Origin of the sequence: Brevundimonas vitisensis (assembly GCF_016656965.1) — a bacterium.
GTDB lineage: Bacteria > Pseudomonadota > Alphaproteobacteria > Caulobacterales > Caulobacteraceae > Brevundimonas > Brevundimonas vitisensis.
In genome coordinates, this window is the sequence record NZ_CP067977.1 from 2468206 (window position 1) to 2488245 (window position 20040).

At 65.6% G+C, this 20040-nt stretch carries 20 protein-coding genes, 1 tRNA gene and 1 pseudogene; 16 read left to right on the plus strand and 6 right to left on the minus strand.

Features of this window, described 5'->3' with window-relative positions:
- Nucleotides 1-66: 66 nt before the first annotated feature.
- A complete protein-coding gene (locus JIP62_RS12575) occupies nt 67-636 on the plus strand; it encodes a recombinase family protein (protein WP_201102492.1) in 570 nt (189 codons plus the stop codon).
- Here JIP62_RS12575 and JIP62_RS12580 read toward each other — a convergent pair.
- Nucleotides 633-911 carry a hypothetical protein gene (locus JIP62_RS12580; RefSeq protein WP_201102491.1) on the minus strand — a complete coding sequence of 93 codons (279 nt, stop codon included), beginning with the start codon at nt 909-911 and terminating at the stop codon, nt 633-635. The two genes, JIP62_RS12575 and JIP62_RS12580, sit on opposite strands and share 4 nt — an antisense overlap.
- Before the next feature lie 700 nt (nt 912-1611).
- On the opposite strand from JIP62_RS12580, the gene JIP62_RS12585 reads away from it, so the two are divergent.
- The gene (locus JIP62_RS12585) at nt 1612-3144 is read left to right on the plus strand and encodes an anti-phage dCTP deaminase (protein ID WP_201102508.1); all 1533 of its coding nucleotides are present in this window, start codon (nt 1612-1614) and stop codon (nt 3142-3144) included.
- Here the strand turns inward: JIP62_RS12585 and JIP62_RS12590 are convergent.
- The 4 genes and pseudogenes from JIP62_RS12590 to JIP62_RS12600 form a co-directional block, all read right to left on the minus strand.
- On the minus strand, nt 3108-4223 hold the full coding sequence (locus JIP62_RS12590) for a site-specific integrase (RefSeq protein ID WP_201102509.1): 1116 nt from the start codon (nt 4221-4223) through the stop codon (nt 3108-3110). The genes JIP62_RS12585 and JIP62_RS12590 overlap by 37 nt on opposite strands.
- 147 nt (nt 4224-4370) lie before the next feature.
- Nucleotides 4371-4445, minus strand: a pseudogene (locus JIP62_RS15350) (hypothetical protein); the annotation flags it as partial.
- Between the two features lie 266 nt (nt 4446-4711).
- Nucleotides 4712-4786 (minus strand) — tRNA-Val (locus JIP62_RS12595).
- 112 nt (nt 4787-4898) lie between these two features.
- Nucleotides 4899-5165, minus strand: a complete 267-nt coding sequence (locus tag JIP62_RS12600; protein WP_201102510.1) for a hypothetical protein — start codon at nt 5163-5165, stop codon at nt 4899-4901.
- A gap of 230 nt (nt 5166-5395) precedes the next feature.
- On the opposite strand from JIP62_RS12600, the gene dnaG reads away from it, so the two are divergent.
- The 13 genes from dnaG (at nt 5396) to JIP62_RS12665 (ending at nt 19054) form a co-directional block, all read left to right on the plus strand.
- Nucleotides 5396-7273: a DNA primase gene (dnaG, locus tag JIP62_RS12605; protein WP_201102511.1), complete on the plus strand. Its 1878-nt coding sequence runs from the start codon at nt 5396-5398 to the stop codon at nt 7271-7273.
- A 23-nt stretch (nt 7274-7296) separates the two neighbouring features.
- Complete coding sequence (rpoD, locus tag JIP62_RS12610; RefSeq protein WP_407932721.1) at nt 7297-9294, plus strand: RNA polymerase sigma factor RpoD; 1998 nt, start codon at nt 7297-7299, stop codon at nt 9292-9294.
- Nucleotides 9295-9413: 119 nt separating this feature from the next.
- Nucleotides 9414-10148 (plus strand): hypothetical protein, encoded by a 735-nt coding sequence (locus JIP62_RS12615; RefSeq protein WP_201102513.1) that lies wholly within the window; start codon nt 9414-9416, stop codon nt 10146-10148.
- Between the two features lie 272 nt (nt 10149-10420).
- Complete coding sequence (locus JIP62_RS12620; protein WP_201102514.1) at nt 10421-10957, plus strand: hypothetical protein; 537 nt, start codon at nt 10421-10423, stop codon at nt 10955-10957.
- Between the two features lie 143 nt (nt 10958-11100).
- Nucleotides 11101-13119, plus strand: a complete 2019-nt coding sequence (locus tag JIP62_RS12625; RefSeq protein ID WP_201102515.1) for a DEAD/DEAH box helicase — start codon at nt 11101-11103, stop codon at nt 13117-13119.
- Between the two features lie 172 nt (nt 13120-13291).
- Nucleotides 13292-14512 (plus strand): acyltransferase family protein, encoded by a 1221-nt coding sequence (locus tag JIP62_RS12630; RefSeq protein ID WP_201102516.1) that lies wholly within the window; start codon nt 13292-13294, stop codon nt 14510-14512.
- 78 nt (nt 14513-14590) lie between these two features.
- Complete coding sequence (locus JIP62_RS12635) at nt 14591-15253, plus strand: hypothetical protein (protein WP_201102517.1); 663 nt, start codon at nt 14591-14593, stop codon at nt 15251-15253.
- 2 nt (nt 15254-15255) lie between these two features.
- Nucleotides 15256-15558, plus strand: a complete 303-nt coding sequence (locus tag JIP62_RS12640; RefSeq protein ID WP_201102518.1) for a winged helix-turn-helix domain-containing protein — start codon at nt 15256-15258, stop codon at nt 15556-15558.
- A 35-nt stretch (nt 15559-15593) separates the two neighbouring features.
- Nucleotides 15594-16418, plus strand: coding sequence for a dihydropteroate synthase (gene folP / locus JIP62_RS12645; protein WP_230974911.1), 825 nt, complete (start codon nt 15594-15596; stop codon nt 16416-16418).
- 74 nt (nt 16419-16492) lie between these two features.
- Complete coding sequence (locus tag JIP62_RS12650; RefSeq protein ID WP_201102519.1) at nt 16493-16834, plus strand: DMT family transporter; 342 nt, start codon at nt 16493-16495, stop codon at nt 16832-16834.
- Between the two features lie 38 nt (nt 16835-16872).
- A complete protein-coding gene (gene thiD, locus JIP62_RS12655) occupies nt 16873-17670 on the plus strand; it encodes a bifunctional hydroxymethylpyrimidine kinase/phosphomethylpyrimidine kinase (RefSeq protein ID WP_201104757.1) in 798 nt (265 codons plus the stop codon).
- A complete protein-coding gene (locus tag JIP62_RS12660; protein WP_201102520.1) occupies nt 17667-18245 on the plus strand; it encodes a nucleotidyltransferase family protein in 579 nt (192 codons plus the stop codon). Before thiD ends, JIP62_RS12660 begins: the two co-directional genes overlap by 4 nt.
- On the plus strand, nt 18242-19054 hold the full coding sequence (locus JIP62_RS12665) for a PhzF family phenazine biosynthesis protein (protein WP_201102521.1): 813 nt from the start codon (nt 18242-18244) through the stop codon (nt 19052-19054). Before JIP62_RS12660 ends, JIP62_RS12665 begins: the two co-directional genes overlap by 4 nt.
- A 75-nt stretch (nt 19055-19129) precedes the next feature.
- Here the strand turns inward: JIP62_RS12665 and JIP62_RS12670 are convergent, their stop codons facing one another.
- Nucleotides 19130-19468 (minus strand): hypothetical protein, encoded by a 339-nt coding sequence (locus JIP62_RS12670; RefSeq protein ID WP_201102522.1) that lies wholly within the window; start codon nt 19466-19468, stop codon nt 19130-19132.
- Nucleotides 19469-19712: 244 nt separating this feature from the next.
- Between JIP62_RS12670 and JIP62_RS12675 the strand changes: the two genes are divergently transcribed.
- Nucleotides 19713-20039: a PepSY domain-containing protein gene (locus JIP62_RS12675; RefSeq protein WP_201102523.1), complete on the plus strand. Its 327-nt coding sequence runs from the start codon at nt 19713-19715 to the stop codon at nt 20037-20039.
- Nucleotide 20040: the final 1 nt, after the last annotated feature.

Sequence of the window (20040 nt, forward strand, 5' to 3'; positions counted from 1 at the left end):
AGAGCCTGTTCTCCAATCACCGGATCGGAGAACACCCTGACCAAGCGCGTGGCCCTGTATTGTCGTGTGAGCACGGCCGATAAAAACCAGACCGTCGAGAACCAACTTCGTGATCTGCGAGCCGTGGCCCAGAGGCAGGACTGGGAGATCGTGGCGACGTTCCTCGACGAGGGCATATCCGGCGCCAAGGGACGAGACAAACGACCGGGCTTCGACGCCTTACTGAAAGGGGTCGCACGCAGGGATTTCGATCTGATCGCTTGCTTCTCGGTCTGTAGGATCGGCCGATCCCTGCCTGACCTGATCCACTTCCTCGGCGACATCCAAACCAAGAACGTGGACCTCTACGTCCACACGCAGGGCCTCGACACCTCGACACCCTCCGGCCGGATGATGTTCTCGATGCTTGGCGTTTTTGCCGAATTCGAGAGGGCCATTCATAGGGAGCGCGTGTTCTCGGGGCTGCGTCGGACGACCAAGAAGAGCGGTCGCAAGCCCATGCCTGACGACCGTGTGGAAGCGATCAGGAAATCGTTGCGGGACGGTCAGGGCATCCGCGCCACCGCCCGGCTCCATCGTGCATCGCCCATGACCGTGATGGCCATCAAGCGTTCGATGGAGAGCGTCCCGGCTTAAGCCAGAGCCAGCTTCGCGTTCACCTGATCTTCCTCGCGGCGGAACTGGAAGCGCACTTCCACGCCTCCGTTGCCGAGCGAGTAGTGGGGCCAGTTCGACGGCTCGATGCCGATAGCCATCACTACCGCCTTCGCCCGCTCGGCCAGAACCTGCTGGGCCAGCGCGTTCAGCGACAGCTTCCCGACATCGTAGCCAGCCTTGGCCAGCACCTCGGCGAGCCGCTGCTCCTCGGCGTCAACATCGGACGCAGAGACGACGTGATCCAGCTTCCACACGTTGACCTTCTCCCCGTCCGATCAGAGCCTTGGCGACTCTCTCTCATCGCCAGCCGCAGAGCCGCTCCCATGGACGACATCGACGATCAAGACGCTTCGGAACGCTCACCGGGAAGCGTGGCAGGAGCGTCCCCTGTCGCGTCCACCATTGCTTCCCACGACATTGCAAGCGTTGAAGAAACCGCTCTCCGGCGGTCGAGAACGCGCGCTTGCTACACCAGCTTGCTACACCAACAGCATCTGGAAAGGTCGGAAAACCGTTCTGGATCAGGGGCTTCAGCCGACCCGGACTGCTACACCAACCTGCTACACCAACCGTCCAAACGGCCGTCTTCACCGTCTCCACGGTCACCCCATGGTCGGGGCGGAAATCCTCCCTGCATAATTATCAGGGGAAGGGTCTTTCATGTTCGGGTGAAGGTGCCTCGGAAGGCTCAGGCGACAGTCAACTAAGCGAACTGCTTGAATGCCGTAGGAGAGGGTGGAGGGCCGCTATGAGCTTGGCTATTTCGATTCCAATTCTGGCGGACCCTATCCGACCAGTCCTGATTCTGTCGCACGGCCGAATTAGCGGCCGCAAATGCCTGCTCAATTTCCTTCGCGCGCGATTCGTCAGCCATTCGCTCTCTCCATCAAGCGACTCACGCTAACTTAAACGGAACGGACTGAGAATCCCCCGCGCACAAAAAATCTGTGAGACATGGACCTTAAACCCGCTGACGCTGAGTTGATTATCGGCATTGTGGCCCGCATTGGGGTTGATACGCCTGAAGTCATAAGCACCCTAAAGGAAGAGCTTCAGGCTTACGATTACGAAGCGGTCGAAATTCACACCACAGACCTGTTAATAGGTCTTAAGAAGCCGTTAAATATCATCCAAGAACCGGCGGACAAGCGATACGAAAGCTTGATCTCTGCTTGCAATGATTTCCGCGCGGATACGGAACTCCCCGATATCATGGCACAGTTGGCCATGTTGGAAATCACCCGTCTCAGAGGCCAGACTGGCTTGGGGACCAGCACCGAGCGTCGCGTCGCTTACATTATAAACCAAATCAAGCGACCAGAAGAATTCGAACTTCTCCGCTCAGTCTACGGCGAGCATTATGTTCAGATGTCGTGCCACGCTACGCTCAAGTCGCGTGAAGAGCGGCTATCTCGCAAGATTGTGGCAGGGCACCCTGAAAGCCCTCGAGCGTCCTCATGGGATGCTGTCGTATCCGAACTGATCCAGAAAGATGAAGCGCAAGAGGATCAGCCGTTTGGCCAGCGTGTGAGAGATGTATTTCCTCTTTCGGATGTTGTGATTGATGCTCGTGACCGTGCCCGCATCAAGACCACGACAGAACGCTTCCTAAGAGCATTGTTCGGGGACAATTCGGTCACTCCTACGCCTGCTGAGTATGGAATGGAGTTGGCTAATACCGCCTCTCAACGCTCTTCCGATCTCTCGCGTCAGGTTGGCGCAGCAGTTCTAAACCAGCACAATGAGGTCCAAGCCCTCGGCTGCAACGAGGTGCCAAGGGCGGGAGGCGGGACATACTGGGAGGGCGATGTTCCCGATGGCCGGGAATTCAATCGAGGCGAAGATGCGAACGAGGCGCGGAAACGGGCCGTCCTCATGGACTTGGCCCTGCGGCTTGAAAAGGCCGGAGCCTTCAAAAAGAACTTAAAGACCGCCGCCGAGATCAGCGATTTCCTGTTTAAGCGCAAAGACAAGATCATCAAAGACGCCCAGATAATGGACTCTTTAGAATATGGGCGTTCAGTTCACGCAGAGATGAACGCGATCACTGATGCCGCCCGCAGTGGCAGAGCTATTAGGGGTTGCCGATTATTTGTAAATACATTCCCCTGCCACAACTGCGCCAAACATATTGTAGCAAGCGGCATTTGTGATGTGTTCTACCTGAGGCCATATCCCAAGAGCTATGCTGCTGAGCTTTTTGACGATTCCATCGTTATAGACCCCGATCAAAGCTCAACAACACAAGTGAACTTCCGACAGTTCATCGGAGTGACAGGCCCGATGTATTCTCGCGTGTTCACGAAGTCGCGCTGGAAAAGGGAGGGAGGGCTGGTCCCGACCTTTGTGAAAAAGGGCGGAAGCTTCATTCGTCGGACGCCGGTTCCAGCCTATCCCGGTGTAGAAGCCCTCCTTTTGGCAGACCTCTCGTCTGTGCTCACGGCAAAAGGCTATCTGGACGCCGCCCCCTCGCCCCCCGTTTCCTGAGTAAGATGTGACAGGTCCAGTCCGGGGTAAGTAATCTTCTCCAGCGCGCCAAACAGCGTCGCTGGTCTGTATCCGCCACCATATGCAGAGGCAACTTCCGACATCTCGCTTGTGCTCGATGCCCACCCCCCTAAGGAAAGCGCGATTTGATGGTCGATGCGGGCTTCTCTAAGCGCGTCCCGATAGCAGTGGCGGAACGAGTGAAAGCATGTCTTGGATTGTGCCGCTCCAACTTTTGAAAGGAAGCGTGCAAACCATTTCGAGTAGCTATCGGAATAATATCCCGCTTTTGATCGCGGTAGCTCGTAAAACAACTTTGCTCCGCCTGATCGCTCGGCAACAAAACTTTCAAACCCGATTGCGAGCAGAATCGGGTGCACTGGAATGACCCGTGCGCTCGATGCGGTTTTTACTCGCTTGTCGTCGCCATGCTGTCCCGCGCCATCCCTTATGCAGAAGCAAAACACGCCATCCAGCCTCTGTATGTCAGCGACATCCAACTGGCAGATTTCGTTGAGCCGCATCCCGCTGAATAGCGCGACTAAGGGAATCCAAAAGCGCGCGCGTCGGGGGCGATTAGGCCCCGGCGTTGCGAAACGCCGCTCATCATCGACGCATCCTCGATAGATCGGCGCGTTGAAAATCAGCCGTAGCTGCTCTGAAGAAAATGGAAGCCGTTTGTCCTTGTCACGCACCGGATCGGCCACGGACAGGCCAGTAGCCGGATTTCTGTCGATCCAGCCTTCGTTCACCGCAAACGTCAGGAGGGCGCGCAGCTTCGCCATGTAGCCGTTGATCGAGCCGGGCGAGAGGGTCGTTTGTAGCCCGGCCTTCTTCGCCATCTTGGCTGCTTGAACTGCGCTCAGCGTCGGAAATCGCTTTGCAGGGTTCGAAGGTAGCCAGCGCAGCACCTCCAGCAACTCACGGCACGCAGAACGGTCTATGGACGTCAGGAGACGGTTCTCGCCCCACACGCTCGATGTGATCCACAGAAGGCCGTCGTAGATCATTTGGGTCTTGGGTGCGCGGACCTTCGATGGGTCTGCTTGGAAGTGGCGAAACAGGTCGCTGAACGTCATCGCGGAAATCGGTGCCGCCTCGACCGTGCACGGCTTAGGCATGACTATCGCGGCGGGCCTCACTTCATCAGCCGGTGTTCCGGCCGCCGCCCAAAATGACCGCTCCAAATCAGCGATGACGAGTTTCGACTTTCGGATGGCGTCAGACCTGTTGCCAGTCCCCAGCGACCGCCAGACCTGCGTTCTCCCGACTGTCGCCTGAGCCTTCCGAGGCACCTTCACCCGAACATGAAAGACCCTTCCCCTGATAATTATGCAGGGAGGATTTCCGCCCCGACCATGGGGTGACCGTGGAGACGGTGAAGACGGCCGTTTGGACGGTTGGTGTAGCAGGTTGGTGTAGCAGTCCGGGTCGGCTGAAGCCCCTGATCCAGAACGGTTTTCCGACCTTTCCAGATGCTGTTGGTGTAGCAAGCTGGTGTAGCAAGCGCGCGTTCTCGACCGCCGGAGAGCGGTTTCTTCAACGCTTGCAATGTCGTGGGAAGCAATGGTGGACGCGACAGGGATTGAACCTGTGACCCCTACGATGTCAACGTAGTGCTCTCCCGCTGAGCTACGCGTCCGCCGTGGCGGTTCCGGGAAGGACCCGGAACGGGAAGGCGCGGTCTATAACCCGGTGCGATCGGGAACCGCAAGAGGCAAGCGGCTGATCTTCGATAGTTCGCTCTGGTCGGGCTAGGGCAGGGGGGCAAAGCTGGAGCCACAGCGGATGTCCTGGGCCTTTCGCACGGCGACCGGGGCGGCATGTAGCCAGTAGGCGGCGTCTTCGGCGCGGCGGGCCTGACGGCGTTCGATCGCGCGGCGACGGCGGGCTGCGGCATTGTCGAGCAGCCGCGCGTGCAGGGCTCTGGGCGTCAGGTCATGAATGCGCGGGGCACCGGGAACGGCGACGGCATCGGGACCGATGGGCTGTATCGCCGGATGTGAGACGGTCATGAACATGGGGCGTGCTCGTCTTGGATCTGTCACCTCGGGACTTCGCTCGAGAAGACGGGCCATGGGCTGATCCTTTCTGGACCGGCGGTAAGGTTAATCCACAAAGGCTGTGGATAGTTCCGTCTTCTGATCGATAATTGCGTTAAGAGTCAGACGGTTGTGGCCCCGGTTCTGGCTAAATGGTTAATCAGGCGTTAATCGGCCCATCGGCCCGAGTTGCGCGCTATAAGACGCCCGTGCGTTTCGACGATCGCTTCATCGAAGAACTGAAGGCCCGCCTTCGCCCGTCCGACGTGATCGGCCGGACGGTCAAACTCAAGCGTCAGGGACGCGAGTGGGTCGGCCTGTCGCCCTTCTCGAAAGAGAAGTCGCCGTCCTTCTTCGTCAATGACGACAAGGGCTTCTTCCACGACTTCAGCTCCGGCAAACACGGAGACGTCATCAGCTTCCTGCAGGAGACCGAGCGACTGTCGTTCCCCGAGGCCGTCGAGCGGCTGGCTGCGGAAGCGGGCATGCAGATGCCAGCAGAAGACCCGCACGCCGCAGAGCGCGAAGCGAAGAAGCAGGGCCTGTCGGACTGGATGGATCTGGCCCAGAAATGGTTCGCCGCCAATCTGCGACGCTCGGTGGGCAAGGGAGTGCGCGACTATCTGGAACGACGCGGCCTGCCTGAAGATCAGTGGGATCGGTTCGGGCTGGGCTATGCGCCCGAGGGCCGCACGGGCCTGAAGGATGCACTGGTTCAGCGCGGAGCCCGTCCGGCCGAGCTGGTCGAGGCGGGGCTTCTGATTGCGCCGGAGGGCGGCGGCGCACCCTATGATCGGTTTCGCGACCGGCTGATGTTCCCGATTCTGGATGCGCGGGGGCGTATCGTCAGTTTCGGCGGCCGGGCCATGAACCCCGACGACCGCGCCAAATACCTGAACGGCCCCGAGAGCCCGCTGTTTCACAAGGGGGCGACGCTCTACGGCCTGCCCGAAGCCCGGCGAATCCTGGGGGCGGAAAAGACCGGCGGCCAGGCCATCATGGTAGTCGAAGGTTATATGGATGTCATCGCCTGCCAACGGGCTGGCCTTCCGGCGGTGGCCGCCATGGGCACCGCCTTGACCGAGGAGCAGATGGCTCTGCTGTGGCGGATCTCGGCTGAGCCCGTCCTGTGCTTCGATGGGGATGGGGCCGGACAGCGTGCTGCATTCCGGGCCATTGAGCGCGCCCTGCCTCTGCTGAAGTCAGGGCGTTCGTTCCGCTTCTCATTGCTGACCGCGGGGCAGGACCCGGACGACATCCTTCGCGACAAAGGCGCGCTGGCACTGCGGCAGGCTCTCGGCGAGACCCGACCGTTCGCCGAAATGCTGTTCCGACGCGAAGCCGAGGCGGAGCCGCTGGATACGCCCGAACGCCGCGCAGGGCTGAAGGGCCGGCTGCGTCAGGCAGCGGGGATGATCCAGGACAAGGACCTGGCCGAGCAATATCGCCGCGACCTGTTTGAGCGGTTCGATGCGCTGCTCCCCGCAGCGCAGCGGGCCGCGCCGGCACGAGCAGGGCAGGGCGCGGGCAACCGGTGGCGGCCCGGCCCTCCACCGAAGTTGGGCCAGACGGCGGAGGGGGCCCAGGCGATGCAGTCGCTGTCGCGCTCGATCGAGCCGGTGGCCGCCGCGCTCGCCCACGGCGTCATCGACGACCCTGATCGGATGGACGATCATCTGGAGCCGATTTCTTCCCACGGTTTCGGCGACCCGGCGTTGGATGGGCTGGCGCAGGAGTTGGTACGGTTGCGGCTGGCCGGACAATCCCTTGACAGCGCGGGCCTGCGACGCCATCTGGCGCAATCGGGTCACGATGCTTTAGTGCGCGAGGTCGAGAAGGCGGCGGCAAAGTCCGGCGCGCCTTTCCTGGCCGCAAATGCGCCCCTCGCCGAAGCAAGGGTCCGGTGGTCGCAGGCGTTTGACGCCCAGATTCGTGTCGCGAGTCTGGAGCAGGCGCTAGCGTCAGCGAAATCGGGGGCCAATCAGGCCTTCGACACCTCGGCCTTCGCACGTCTGAAGGCCGAGCGCGACGCGTTGAGGCGGGCCATAAAGACCGGAACGATTTGGGAAGACGGCGCAGGCTCGTAACCAACGGCCTCGCGACACATTGTATGACAAGGCCGACGGGATTGATCACCCCGACATCGGCGCGGAGACGAGACGACATGAGTGCGCAGACCGAGACCCAGGAAACCGAAGCGGCCGCAGACGGCCCCCTGCTCGACCTGACGGACGCCGGCGTCAAGAAATTCATCAAACAGGCCAAGGCACGCGGCTATGTGACGATGGAGGAGCTGAACAAGGTCCTGCCGTCCGAAGAGGTGACGCCCGATCAGATCGAGGACACCTTGGCCATGCTGTCGGAGATGGGCGTCAACGTCGTTGAGGCCGAAGAGGACGCGGCAGAAAGCCAGGGCACCGAGGTCGCCGCCGCCGCCGAAACCTCGGTTGCCGAGACCCCGGCCAAGGCGGCCTATGATCGCACCGATGACCCCGTGCGGATGTATCTGCGCGAGATGGGTTCGGTCGAGCTGCTGAGCCGCGAAGGCGAGATCGCCATCGCCAAGCGGATCGAGGCTGGCCGCGACGCCATGATCAGCGGTCTGTGCGAAAGTGCGCTGACGTTCGAGGCCATCATGGTCTGGCGCGACGAGTTGGCCAACAACCGCATTCTCCTGCGCGAAGTTATCGATCTGGACGCGACCTACGGCGTCCTGAATCCGTCCTCGCTGCCAGGCGCAGTCCAACCTGAGTCCGAGACCCCTGGCGAGGATGCCGAGCCTGCCGCCGAGAAGGCCGAGGGGGCTGAGGATGACGATGACGAGGACTTCGATGATGGCGGCGGTCTGTCGATTTCGGCGCTGGAGGCGGAGCTGCGGGACGGGGTCATGGAGATCCTGGACGCGGTCGCGGGCGACTTTGGCGCCTTCCGCAAGCTGCAGGACAAGCTGGTCGAGACGCGGCTGAAGGGCGAGACGCTCAGCGCCAAGGATCAGAAGGCTTATGAGGGTCTGTCCGCCGCCATTTCGGGCCGGCTGAAGACGCTGAAGCTGAACAACAACCGTATCGAGGCCCTGGTCGAGCAGCTTTACGCCATCAACAAGCGGCTGATCGGGCTGGAGGGGCGACTGCTGCGCCTGGCCGACAGCTATGGCATCTCGCGGCCCGAGTTCCTGAAGGCCTATTTCGGCGCCGAACTGGACCCCACCTGGTCCGAGCGGATCAAGGAACTGGGCGTGCGCTGGACCAAATTCAGCGACAACGAAACCGGCCAGATCGCCCAGATCCGCGCCGACGTCGCCGCCGTCGCCACCGAAGCCGGCCTGCCCATCGACGACTATCGCCGCATCGTCCAGACGGTGCAGAAGGGCGAACGCGAAGCCCGTCAGGCCAAGAAGGAAATGGTCGAGGCCAACCTGCGCCTGGTCATCTCCATCGCCAAGAAATACACCAATCGCGGCCTGCAATTCCTTGATCTCATTCAGGAAGGCAACATCGGCCTGATGAAGGCGGTCGACAAGTTCGAGTACCGCCGCGGCTATAAGTTCAGCACCTATGCCACCTGGTGGATCCGTCAAGCGATCACCCGGTCCATCGCGGACCAGGCGCGGACCATCCGCATCCCGGTGCACATGATCGAGACGATCAACAAGATCGTCCGCACCAGCCGCCAGATGCTGCACGAGATCGGCCGCGAGCCGACGCCCGAGGAACTGGCCGAAAAACTGGCCATGCCCCTGGAAAAGGTCCGCAAGGTCCTGAAGATCGCCAAGGAGCCGATCAGCCTGGAAACCCCCATCGGGGACGAGGAAGACAGCCACCTGGGCGACTTCATCGAGGACAAGAACGCCATCCTGCCCATCGATGCGGCCATCCAGTCGAACCTGCGCGAAACCACCACCCGCGTGCTGGCGTCCCTGACGCCGCGCGAGGAGCGGGTGCTGCGCATGCGCTTCGGCATCGGCATGAACACCGACCACACCCTGGAAGAGGTCGGCCAGCAGTTCAGCGTGACCCGTGAACGGATCCGCCAGATCGAGGCCAAGGCCCTGCGCAAGCTGAAACACCCCAGCCGCAGCCGCAAACTGCGCTCCTTCCTGGACAGCTGATCCCCGCCCCACCGGGCCGAAGAATTCGACGACGGCCCGGTGGAGAATTCGGCGACGCCCGCTACGCCCTGGGCACCGATACGACCGCATCTGGCGTCGTCATCGTCCATGACCGCGTCATGGAACATTTTCGCCTGAGAAAGTACCGCAGCGCCGAGGTCTGGCGCCGTGTCCGCATTGCCTATGAGGAGGGGGAGCCCGGCCCGGCGGTGGCCCGGCGGTTCGATGTCGGCCTGGCCAATCTGCGCAAGAAGGCGTCGAGAGAGGGCTGGACCCGCGCCGCCCAGGCCCTGCGCGCCGATCCGCCGCCGCAGAGACCGGGCCCCGACCGCCCCGAACCCGCCGCCGACCCGGTTCCGCCGCATCTGGCCCTGGCCCAGGCCCGGACGGAAGCCGCCCGCCTGCTGGCCGCCGGTCGCCCGGCCGAGGCCCTGACCCTGCTGAAGGCGGTGGAGGCGCTGAGCCGCGTGCTGGAGGCCCATCCGCAGGAGGCCGAGGCGGAGCAGGAGCCGACGCCCGAGGAGATGGCCGCCCTGGAGGCGCAGGTGCGGGCCCGGTGGGAGGCGCGCCAGGCCGAGGTCCGGGTCGAGGCCGACAAACTGGCCCGCGCCATGCTGGAGGGCACCGATCCGGGCCACGTCCACAGCCTTTATGCCCACCGCTGGCGCGCCGAGACCCTGGGACCGGAGGTGGCACAGGCCGATTTTGCCAGGGCCAGCCAGACCTCGTCCCACCCGCGCGACTGGACCCCCGACGGCCAGCTGCTGCCCCCCGGCGCCCACGACGACCGCAACTGGAACCTCCACCGCCCCCGCGCCATGGCGGCCGCCCTGGGCCGGACCGCGGAGGACTAGGGGTGAGAGGGTGGCACTTGGCGAAACGCGGGATCTGAGAGTCGGGACGCAGCCAGCGGACGTGGGCGGCCCCCTTTTCGGCCGCGCGCTCGGCGTTCAGGGCCACGAGGTGTTCGCGGATGATTTCGTTGAGCTGCCCTTCTGGCGTTGGGAGAAGCTGGCCCAAAGGGCCGGATGAAGGCCGATACCGAGCCCCGCCCCGCCGCCGATGGACTCGCCGCCGCGCGCGCGGCATGGTGGGTTAACGGTGTTTTGTGGCGGGGCCGAGGGGCATGTTCAACGGGGCCTATCTGAAGCAGCGGCTGGGCTGGTACGGGGCGCTGTGGGTCGGGGGATTCCTGCTGAGCGGGGTGTCGATCCTGCTGGGCATGCTGTTCGCCGACATGATGGCCATGGCCGATATCGTTCTGCCGGTCATGATGGGGGCGGTGGGGCTGGCGCTGGGGGTCGGGGTGGTGATGGCCCTGGTGTCGGGCCAGACCCTGGGGACCAAGCTGGTGATCGTGATCCTGGCGCTGTTGCTGGTGCTGCCGCTGTTTTGGGCGCCGGTGTCGGCGGCGGTGGTAATCGCCTTCTTCGCCGACCGTTCCATCGAATATTCCGCCGTCTATGCCGGGTTCCAGATCGGGGTCAGCCGCCTGTTGTACCCGCTGACCGAAGCGGTGCTGGGCCCGGGACTGTTCGACAGCATCTGGGGCGCATTCCAGGTGGCCGCCTCGATCGTGGGATTCTTTTCGGCCCTGTCGAACCTGTGGCCGCGCATTCGGCGGCTGCTGGGGCCCGAGCCGGTGGCCGAGACCGTCGATTGAAAAAACGACGGCGCCCCACCAGCGCCTTGATCGGTGTATAGGGACCGCGTCCCCTTTGACCGGCCCGGGTGGTGACGCCGGGGTCAGGATGGGGGCCGGCGCTGGCGTTTCCGGCGCTCGCCATTCTCGAACTCAGGTTTTCCATGCCCTTTCCCGCCGTCCACCCCGCGCTCGACCGCGCGCTTCTCGAACGCGGCTATGAGCAGCCGACGCCTGTGCAGGCGGCGGTGCTGGAGGGGGGCTATGGCCAGGCGGACCTGCTGGTCTCGGCCCAGACCGGATCGGGCAAGACGGTGGCGTTCGGGACGGCGGCGGCCTCGACCCTGCTGGGCGATGAGGCGCAGTTCGGTAAGGCGGATGCGCCCCTGGCCCTGATCATCGCGCCGACGCGGGAGCTGGCGCTGCAGGTCTCGGCCGAGCTTTCGTGGCTGTATGCGTACTCGGGGGCCAAGATCGCCACCTGCGTCGGGGGTATGGATGCCAGGAAGGAGGCGCGGGCGCTGAACTTTGGCATCCATATCGTGGTCGGCACGCCCGGCCGCCTGAAGGACCATATCGATCGCGGCAATCTGGACCTGTCGGCCCTGCGGCTGGTGGTGCTGGACGAGGCCGACGAGATGCTGGACATGGGGTTCCGCGAGGACCTGGAGTTCATTCTGGAGCAGTCGCCGCCCGAGCGGCGGACGCTGCTGTTCTCGGCCACCATCGCGCGCGAGATCGCGACCCTGGCCAAACGCTATCAGCGGGACGCGGTCCGCATCGACACCACCGACAAGAGCCAGCCGCACGGCGATATCGAATACCGTGCCATGAGGATCGCGCCGAACGAGATCGAGCATGCGGTGGTCAATGTGCTGCGCTTCTTTGAAGTGCCGGGGGCGCTGGTCTTCTGTGCGACGCGCGATGCGGTGCGGCACCTGCAGTCCTCGCTGCTGGAGCGGGGGTTCAACTCGGTCGGACTGTCGGGCGAGCTTAGCCAGCGCGAGCGGACGGATGCGCTGCAGGCGCTGCGGGACGGACGGGCGCGGGTCTGTGTGGCCACGGACGTGGCGGCGCGGGGGCTGGACCTGCCGGACCTGGGGCTGGTGATCCATGCCGAACTGCCGGTGAACCGGGCGGCGCTGCTGCACCGGTCGGGCCGGACCGGACGGGCGGGGAAGAAGGGGGTCTCGGTCCTGCTGGTGCCGCACACCCGCCGCCGCAAGGCCGAGATGCTGCTGGCCAATGCCGGGGTCGAGGCGACCTGGGGCGGGGCACCGACCGCCGACGAGATCCGGGCCAAGGACGAGAGCCGCCTGTTCGACGACGCCCTGTTCGACCATGAGGCGACCGACGAGGACATGGCCCTGGCCAACCGGCTGATCGGAGAGCGCAGCGCGATCGAGATCGCTTGTGCCCTGGTCAGGCTGCAAAGGAAGGAACTGCCGGCGCCGGAGGAACTGCTGGACCCCGGCACCATTCACGCGCCCGCCAAGCGGACCCGCAGGGACGGCGAGGGCGAGAGCTTCGTGGCCGAGCCCTGGCCGGGGGAGCGGCTGGGCCCGGACGAGGTGGTCTGGTTCCGCATGGATGTGGGCCGGACCAAGAATGCCGATCCGAAATGGCTGATCCCGCTGATCTGCCGCGTCGGCCACATCACCAAGGCCCAGATCGGCGCCATCCGCACCTTACCCAACGAGACCCGGTTCGAGATCGCCAAGACGCACGAGGCCAAGTTCCGTGAGGCCCTGAAGACCAGCCCGCGCGACGACGTGACCATCACCCCGTCCGAGGCTCCCGGCCAGGGCGGCGGCTATAAGGGCGACAAGCCCGGAAAGGGTGGGCCCAAGCCGGACTTCAAGAAGAAGGATTTCGGCAAGCCCGACTTCAAGAAGAAGCCTTATGCCCGCGACGATCGCCCGGCGCCGGAAGCGGCGGAGGGCCGGCCCGAGCGGCGGCCCTTCTCGCGCGAGGAGCGGATCGGCGGTGGCGGCGGCGACCCGCGTCCGGCCCATCGCAAGCCGCCATATCGCGCGGAAGCGGGCGAAAAGGCACCCTATGCGCCGCGCACCGATGCCGAGGCCCCGCGCCCGCCCAAGGCCCCCTTCAAGGGCAAGACCGGAACCAAGACCGGCGCCTTCAAGGCCGGTGGCAAGCCGAGCGGGTTCAAGCCGAAGCGCTGACGGATCGTGCCTCCACCCCATTCCGACCCTTCCCCCTTCCAGGGGAAGGGCCGGGGTGACATTGCCGCTGAACATACACACCGAACATCGCTGCGGGCGTGAAGTGTCCAACAAGTTTGCAATGCAAACCAGTCTGTGAGATACGGGCTCTTCGACGAGGGGGAGCGCCATTATGTCATCGGCCACGACCGATCCGACCGACCGCCTGCATGGGCTGGATGCCCTGAGGGGCGGGGCCCTGCTGCTGGGCATCGTGCTGCATGCCAGCCTGGCCTATACGCCCACGCCGATGTGGATCGTGGCTGAGGACGGTTCGCAGGTGGCCAGCACGCTGTTCTTTGCGATCCACCTGTTCCGGATGACGGCCTTCTTCATCATCGCCGGTCTGTTCGCCCACATGATGCTGGAGCGGCGGGGCTGGGCGGGGTTCGTGCGTAACCGGCTGGCGCGGATCGCCGGGCCGCTGGGTCTGCTGTGGACGCCGGTGTTCGCCGCCTTCCTGATCGCCCTGTTGTGGAAGGTGGCCATCGACAACGGCGGCAGCCTGCCGACCGAGGGGCCGCCGCAGCCGCCGATGACGGTGTTCAACTTTCCCCTGCTGCACCTGTGGTTCCTGTGGGTGCTGCTGATCTTCTATGCCGTGGTTCTGGTGCTAAGGGCCCCGTTCGCGGCGCTGGACCGGTCGGGCGGCTGGGGCCGGAGGGTCGATCGCCTGACGGGCGCCGCCACGGGGCCGTGGTCGCCGCTGGTGCTGGGTGCGCCGCTGGCCGTGGCCATGGCCTGGGTGCCCGGCTGGATTCCGTTTGTCGGCATCCCGACGCCCGACACCGGACTGGTGCCCAATGCCATCGCCCTGACCGGGTTCGGCACGGCGTTTCTGTTCGGCTTTCTGCTGGACCGTCGCCGCGACCTGCTGGTCCGGATCGAGCGGCTGTGGCCGGTCTTTCTGGTCATGGCGCTGGGCACGGGCACAGGGGCCTGGGTGTTGGGAGGCGGGGCCATGCCGCAACTGGCCCCGGTGGCCGATCCCGTGGCGCGCGCCGGTGCGGCCGCGGTCTATGGCTTTGCCGTCTTCGCCAGCGCCCTGGCCGCCATGGCCCTGTGTCTGCGGTTCCTGTCGGGATACAGCGCGGTCCGGCGATACCTGGCCGATGCCTCCTACTGGATCTACATCGTGCACATGCCGATCGTGCTGGCCCTTCAGGTGGTCATGTTCCAGATCGAGGCGGCGTGGTGGATCAAGTTCGCCGTGGTGATCGTCGGCACCTTTGCGATCAGCCTGGCCAGCTATGAGCTGCTGGTGCGCCACACCTTCGTCGGGGGCTGGCTGAATGGACGGCGCATCCCCTGGCGCAAGGCCAGGGCCGGGACCGACGCGCTTCCCGCCGAATAGCCACCTCGCCGAATAGCTTGCCAACACAGATCGGCTCGTCCACGCCAGGCGAGCCGGACGCCCCATGAGAGTCGCGCCATGACCGCCAAGACCCGCAGCAATCCCGAGGCCGATCTGGCCTTTCTTCGCGCCATCGTCGAGGGCGGCCACAACAGCGGCAAGGCCATGCTGACCATGGGGGTGGCCTATATGGCCGGGGGGCTGCTTTACGGTCTGCAGTGCCTGTTTCACCTGGGCCAGATCTGGGGCGTGATCCGCTGGCCGGCGCTGCCGACGCTGGCCTTTGTCGTCTTCATCACCCTGGCCTTTATCGCCGTCATGGTCTGGGCCGTGCGCGAGGATCGCAAACAGGGGGTCTCGGCCGGGCCGGTGGTCACGCGGACCATGAATGCAGCCTTCACCGGCACGGGCATGGTCAATCTGGCTGTCATCATCATCTTCGGCGTCGGGTCCAGCCGGGACCAGGACTTTGCCGTCTGGCTGTATTATCCGGCCATCATCTTCGCAGGGCAGGCGGCGGCCTGGTATGTAGCCTGGTCGCTGAAGAAGCGCCCGTGGATGCTGGCCACCTCGGCCGGGGGATGGGTGACGGCGGTGGTGCTGGGCCTGCTGGTCCGCCAGCCGGACGTCTATATGTATGTCTGCACCGCCGCGCTGTTCCTGCTGTTCGCCCTGCCGGGTTGGGTCATGGTGCGCGGGGCCCTGCGCGCGCGGGCCGTGGACCTGAAGGCTGCGGACTGATCATGGGGCTGGGCGATCTGGGCAAGATCGATGAGGTGATCCATGGCCGGTTGCGGCTGGGGATCATGATCTATCTTGCCGATGTGGAGACCGCCGAGTTCACAGAGCTGAAGTCGGCGCTGGAGACCAGCCAGGGCAATCTGTCGGTTCATCTGAAGAAGCTGACCGAGGCCGGATACGTCGCCATCGACAAGAGTTTCCGCAACAACAAGCCCCTGACCCGCGCCTCGATCACGCCTGCCGGCCGCAAAGCCTTTGCCGCCTATCTGGAAGCCCTGGGCGGATTGATCGGGAGGCCAACATGATCGGAAGCCGCATACTGGACGGTGTGCTGACCCTGATGTTCGGGGAAAAGGTGGTGCGTGAGGTGCCGCGCGTGATGGGGATCGTCAACGTCACGCCCGACAGCTTCTCGGATGGCGGTCGGCTGGGTTCGGCCCAAGCGGCGGTGGACCACGGGCTGGCATTGGTCGAGCAGGGGGCGGCCATCCTGGACATCGGCGGTGAAAGCACCCGTCCCGGAGCCGGGCCGGTCGAGGAGGCAGAGGAGATCGATCGGGTGGTGCCGGTGATCCTGGGTCTACGCGACCGCTGGGCCGGGCCGATCAGCATCGACACCATGAAGCCGGCCGTGGCCCGCGCCGCCGTCGCCGCCGGGGCCACGATGTGGAACGACGTCACGGCCCTGACCTATAGTCCCGAGGCCCCGGCAGTCGCCGCCGACCTTGGGTGCGAGGTCGTGCTGATGCATATGCGCGGTGCGCCGCGAACCATGCAGGCCGATCCCGCCTATGACGATGTAGTCGCCGAGGTCTGTGGCTGGCTGGTCGGGCGGGCCCAGGCGGCCATGGCGGCGGGGGTGGCGCGCGAGCGTATCTGGCTGGATCCCGGCCTAGGCTTCGGCAAGACGCTGGAGCACAATCTGGCGCTGACCCGCGCGGTGGACCGGCTGGCGGCACGGGGATTTCCGGTGCTGTACGGAGCCAGCCGCAAGCGGATGATCGCCGCCATCGACCCGTCGGCTACCGATCCCGGCGACAGACTGGGCGGGTCGCTGGCCCTGGCGCTGGAAGCCGCGCGGCGCGGTGCAGGGATCATCCGGGTCCATGATGTGCGCGAGACGGTCCAGGCCCTGGCGGTGCAGGAGGCGCTGGCGCGGGACTGAGCGCCGCAGGCGGGTGGGGCTGCGTCGGGCGATTTTGCCTTGCCCCCCGTCGCGGTCTGTCCCATCTGGCGGGGATGTCTCCGATCGCGATCAATCCGTGGCTGGCCCTGGTCATTGCCGGGCTGCTGGAAGTGGGCTGGGCCTCCGGGTTCAAATTCGTCGGGCCGCAGCGGCCCGTGACGTCGCTGGCGGTCGGGGTGGCGATGCTGGCCAGCTTCTGGTTCCTGTGGCTGGCGACGCAGAAGCTGCCGATCGGCACGGCCTATGCCATCTGGACCGGGATCGGGGCGGTGGGGGCGGCCAGCGTTGGCATGCTGGTCTATGGCGAGCCGACGACGACGATCCGTATCCTGTGCATCGTCCTGATCGTCGCGGGGATCGTGGGGCTGAAGCTGTTTTCCGGCGCACCGGCGTGACGGCTCAAGCAGCGAGCGACCGCGTCGCGAGCGGTAGCCTGCCGAGGGGCAGGGTCCTGATCCTTGCCGGCTCGGATTCGGGCGGCGGGGCGGGCATCCAGGCGGACATCAAGGCGGTGACGATGCTGGGGGGCTATGCCGCCACGGCCATCACCGCCATCACCGTTCAGAACACCCTGGGCGTGCACGGCGTGCATCCCCTGCCGCTGGACCTGATCACGGCCCAGGCGCGGGCCGTGCTGGACGACATCGGGGCCGATGCGATCAAGACCGGCATGCTGGGATCGGTGGGTGTGGTCGAGGCGGTGGCCGCCGTTCTGGACAGCGCGACCGTGCCCGCCGTGGTCGATCCGGTCATGGTGGCCAAGGGCGGGGCGGCCCTGCTGGACGATGCGGCGGTCGGTGCGGTGCGGAGCTTGATGATCCCGCGCGCGGCGCTGCTGACCCCCAATGCGCCCGAGGCCGAGGCCCTGACCGGTGTCGCCGTCGCCGATCTGGACGGCCAGAGGCGGGCGGGCGAGGCGCTGCTGCGGCTGGGGGCGCGGGCGGTGCTGATGAAGGGCGGCCATGTGCCGGGCGAGGTTCTGACCGACCTGTTGCTGACGCCCGACGGCGAGACCCTGCTGACCAGCGAACGGATCGACACCCGCCATACCCACGGCACCGGATGCACCCTGGCCAGTGCCTGTGCGGCCGGGCTGGCGCGGGGGCTGCCGCTGGAACAGGCGGTGGCCCAGGCCTGGGCCTATGTGGCCGAGGCCATACGCCGGGCCCCCGGCCTGGGCGGCGGGCACGGTCCGCTGGATCACGGCTGGCCGGTGCGGGGTCGGGAATGAGCGATTTGGAGCACCGCCTGACGGAGATCGTCCGGGCCGATCCCGCGCTGATGCAGGTGCTGACCACGGTGCGGAGGCTGGGCCTGCCCGATTGGCGCGTGTTTTCGGGGGCGGTCTATCAGGGGGTCTGGAATGCAATGACGGGGCGGCCCGTCGGATACGGCATCAAGGACTACGACCTCGGCTATTTCGACCCGGATACGTCCTGGGACGCCGAGGACGTCGTCATCAGACGCGTCGCCGCCGCCTTCGACGAACCGCTGCGGTCCATGGTCGAGGTGCGCAACCAGGCGCGGGTGCATCTGTGGTTTCAGGACCGGTTTGGCGAACCCTATGAGCCGCTGGCCCATACCGACGAGGCCTTGTCGCGCTTCGTGACGCCGGCGTTCGGGGTCGGGGTGCGGCTGGAGGCGGACGACACGATCAGCGTGGCCGCGCCGTTCGGGCTGGAGGATGTGTTCGGCCTGACGCTGCGGCCCAATCCCCTGCGGGGGGTGGCGAGGGGCTGGCGGCGGACGGTGGACAGTGCGATGGCGCGCTGGCCCGAGATCACGGTGATGGAGCCCACGTCATGACCCGCCAATGGACCGTCGATGCCTTTGCCGCCGCGCCCTTCCGGGGCAATCCGGCCTGCGTGGTCGAGCCGGTCGCGGCCTGGCAGGACGCAGGCTGGATGCAGACCGTGGCGATGGAGAACAATCAGGCCGAGACGGCCTTTTTGCGGGCCACGGACGACCCGGCGCGGTTCGATCTGCGCTGGTTCACCCCGGCGGCCGAAGTCGATCTGTGCGGCCATGCGACGATGGCGGCGGCCCATGTCCTGCTGGCCGAGCTGGGTCTGGACGTGCCTGCCGTGACCTTCGACACCCGATCGGGGCCGCTGATCGTGCGGCGGGCGGGCGAGGGCTATGAGATGGACTTTCCGGCCGATCCGCCGCGCCGGACGGACAGCCCGCCGTGTCTGAACGAGGCGCTGGGCATGGTGCCGGTCGAGGTCTGGGCCGGGCGGTATCTGGTGGCGGTGCTGGCCGATGCAGGGGCGGTGAGGGCCCTGTCGCCCGACATCCGCGCCCTGGCCACGATCCAGGGCGAGGTGGGAGAGGCGGGCCATGTCGTCGTCTGTGCGCCCGCAAATCCGGGCGACGACGTGGATGTGATCGACCGGTTCTTCGCGCCCGGCTGCGGTGTGGACGAGGACCCGGCGACGGGGTCGGCCCACTGCATCCTGGGGCCGCTGTATGCCGACCGGCTGGGCCGGGCGACCGTCCGCTTCCATCAGGCCTTTCCCGGCCGGGGCGGCGACATCGAAACGGAGGCGATGGGCGAGCGGGTCCTGCTGCGCGGCCGGGCCGTGACGGTGGTCGAAAGCCGGTTGCGGGTCTGAGCGGCAACAAAAAGGGCGCGACCCTTGCGGATCGCGCCCTTCGTCTGGCCTGAGGGGATGTCAGGCGGGGGGCGGTTACCAGCGGGCGCGCTGGCGGTCGCGGCGCTCATAGCGGATCTGGGCCGACAGGCTGTCGAAGCGGCGATCCAGGTCCGCCCGTTCCCAGCGGGTCAGGCCGCCGCGGCGATACTGATGTTCAAGCCGCAACAGGCCGTTGAACTGGGCGCGAAGGTGGGTCGCCTCGCGCCGGTTCAGCTGACCGCTGCGGATGCCCTGATCGATGCGGCGATCCAGATTATGCTGGCGCTGGTTGATCGACTGCCAGTTGTCGCCGCGATAGGACTGGGCGGCCGCAGGAACCGCGACCGAAGCCGCGGCAAGGGCGAGGGCGGGGATGAGGACGTTCTTGTTCATCGGACGGTTCCTAGATTGTCTCCGGCGCAGTCCGGAATGGGCTGCGATGGGGCCATCAAATCACCCGCCGCCTGAGCCGAAGCTGAACACGGCGTTTCAGCTGGGGTTCAGCTAGCTGAACGGCCCGGTCGAACTGTCGCCATCGCCGGTCTGGTGTTTGCCGGCCTGCTGCGGCAAGAAGCCTGACAGGGTGGCGGCGATGACGTTCAGCCGCTGTTCAGAGGCCGGGGCCTAGAGCGATCCCATGACCCATGTCCGCCTTCTCTTTCTGGCCGCCCTGATCGCCGCTGGCGCTGCGGGGACCGAGGCCTCCGCCCAGGACCGTCGCCCCTATGGTGGCGGAACGCCCGGTTCCATGAGCCAGGGCGAGGCCCGTGAACGCGCTCGCGAGGAGCGCCAGATCAGCTCGTCCGAGGCGCTGAGCATCGCCCGCCAGAGGGCCGGCCGCGCGCGCTATGTCGGGGCCCTGCCGCCGCGCGGAAACAGCTATGTGTTCCGGTTCGAGGACGACGATGGTCGCATCTTCGACATCTCGGTCGATGCGCGGTCCGGCCGCGCGGGAGGAGGCTGAC

Excerpts from the sequence above, each read along its gene's own strand:
- folP (WP_230974911.1), top strand. The coding sequence starts at position 15,594 with ATGTTCGGGGAAAAGGTGGTGCGTGAGGTGCCGCGCGTGATGGGGATC.
- JIP62_RS12625 (WP_201102515.1), top strand. The coding sequence starts at position 11,101 with ATGCCCTTTCCCGCCGTCCACCCCGCGCTCGACCGCGCGCTTCTCGAA.
- JIP62_RS12650 (WP_201102519.1), top strand. The coding sequence starts at position 16,493 with ATGTCTCCGATCGCGATCAATCCGTGGCTGGCCCTGGTCATTGCCGGG.
- JIP62_RS12585 (WP_201102508.1), top strand. The coding sequence starts at position 1,612 with ATGGACCTTAAACCCGCTGACGCTGAGTTGATTATCGGCATTGTGGCC.
- JIP62_RS12640 (WP_201102518.1), top strand. The coding sequence starts at position 15,256 with ATGGGGCTGGGCGATCTGGGCAAGATCGATGAGGTGATCCATGGCCGG.
- JIP62_RS12675 (WP_201102523.1), top strand. The coding sequence starts at position 19,713 with ATGACCCATGTCCGCCTTCTCTTTCTGGCCGCCCTGATCGCCGCTGGC.
- JIP62_RS12600 (WP_201102510.1), bottom strand. The coding sequence starts at position 5,165 with ATGTTCATGACCGTCTCACATCCGGCGATACAGCCCATCGGTCCCGAT.
- JIP62_RS12670 (WP_201102522.1), bottom strand. The coding sequence starts at position 19,468 with ATGAACAAGAACGTCCTCATCCCCGCCCTCGCCCTTGCCGCGGCTTCG.
- JIP62_RS12620 (WP_201102514.1), top strand. The coding sequence starts at position 10,421 with ATGTTCAACGGGGCCTATCTGAAGCAGCGGCTGGGCTGGTACGGGGCG.
- JIP62_RS12665 (WP_201102521.1), top strand. The coding sequence starts at position 18,242 with ATGACCCGCCAATGGACCGTCGATGCCTTTGCCGCCGCGCCCTTCCGG.
- JIP62_RS12590 (WP_201102509.1), bottom strand. The coding sequence starts at position 4,223 with ATGACGTTCAGCGACCTGTTTCGCCACTTCCAAGCAGACCCATCGAAG.
- JIP62_RS12630 (WP_201102516.1), top strand. The coding sequence starts at position 13,292 with ATGTCATCGGCCACGACCGATCCGACCGACCGCCTGCATGGGCTGGAT.
- JIP62_RS12660 (WP_201102520.1), top strand. The coding sequence starts at position 17,667 with ATGAGCGATTTGGAGCACCGCCTGACGGAGATCGTCCGGGCCGATCCC.
- JIP62_RS12615 (WP_201102513.1), top strand. The coding sequence starts at position 9,414 with ATGGAACATTTTCGCCTGAGAAAGTACCGCAGCGCCGAGGTCTGGCGC.
- JIP62_RS12635 (WP_201102517.1), top strand. The coding sequence starts at position 14,591 with ATGACCGCCAAGACCCGCAGCAATCCCGAGGCCGATCTGGCCTTTCTT.
- rpoD (WP_407932721.1), top strand. The coding sequence starts at position 7,297 with ATGACAAGGCCGACGGGATTGATCACCCCGACATCGGCGCGGAGACGA.